Origin of the sequence: Thioalkalivibrio sp. AKL19, from assembly GCF_000420165.1 — a bacterium.
Lineage (GTDB): Bacteria > Pseudomonadota > Gammaproteobacteria > Ectothiorhodospirales > Ectothiorhodospiraceae > Thioalkalivibrio.
This window is the reverse complement of record NZ_ATUK01000009.1, coordinates 1-1,015: the sequence shown is the minus strand read 5'-3', so window position 1 is coordinate 1,015 and position 1,015 is coordinate 1. Positions and strand designations below refer to the sequence as shown.

General features: G+C 67.1%; 1 protein-coding gene. It reads left to right on the top strand.

The window, feature by feature from the left end; translation table 11 throughout:
- Positions 1–87: 87 nt before the first annotated feature.
- Positions 88–1,015 (top strand): ISL3 family transposase (locus tag F817_RS0101960; protein WP_024326066.1); only part of this gene is annotated, 928 nt, incomplete at its 3' end.

Sequence of the window (1,015 nt, the reverse complement as noted above, 5' to 3'; positions counted from 1 at the left end):
AGTTCATCGAAGGATACCGGGGAGGTGTTCGACCGCTGAAGGGCATCGTAGTCTCGCGTGGAGCCAGGAAGGACACGGGAGGGAGCGATGCTGGACAAGAAGACGTTGCAGAAGCTGGGCGGCTGGGAAGGCTATCGGCTGGAGCGTGCGGTTTGGCCGGAGGAGGCCGGCGGCACGCTGGAGTTGCACCTGAAGCCGACGCGGCAGTGGATGCACTGCGAACGCTGCGGTCATCGGACCCGGCAGGTGCACGAGACGACGCTGCGGCGGGTCCGGGATCTTCCCCTGTTCGAGTACCGGGTGGTGCTGGTGGTGCCGCGTCGCCGCGTGTGGTGCGAGCACTGCGGCGGTCCCCAGTTGGAGCGGCTGAGCTGGCTGGGGCGCTATCAGCGGCTGACCAACCGGTTGGCGGATGCCTGCAGTCAGTTGTTGCGTTCGGCCAGTATCCAGGCCGTGGCCGTGTTCTATGGCCTGGGCTGGCACACGGTGAAGACGGTGGACCGGCATCGACTGGCGGCTGCGCTGCCGGAGCCGGACTGGGCGTCGATCCGCTATCTGGCGATGGACGAGTTCGCCCTGCACAAGGGGCACCGCTACGCGACCGTGGTGATCGAGCCGATCCGGCGCCAGGTGTTGTGGGTCGGTGAAGGCCGCTCGCGCGAGACCGCGCGGGCCTTCTTCGAGCAGCTCCCCGAAGGCGTGCGCGAGCGCATCGAGGCGGTGGCGATCGACATGACCACGGCCTTTGAGCTCGAGATCCGGGCGCAGTGCCCGCGCGCCGAGATCGTCTATGACCTGTTCCATGTGGTCGCCAAGTACGGCCGCGAGGTGATCGACCGAGTGCGTGTCGACGAGGCGAAGCGCCTGGGCGACGACCGACAGGCTCGACGAGTGATCAAGTCCAGCCGCTGGCTGCTGTTGCGCAACCGGACGTCGTTGAACGCCGGCCAGGCGGTGCACCTGGACGAGCTGCTGCAGGCCAACCAAGCGTTACTGACGGTCTACCTCTTACGCG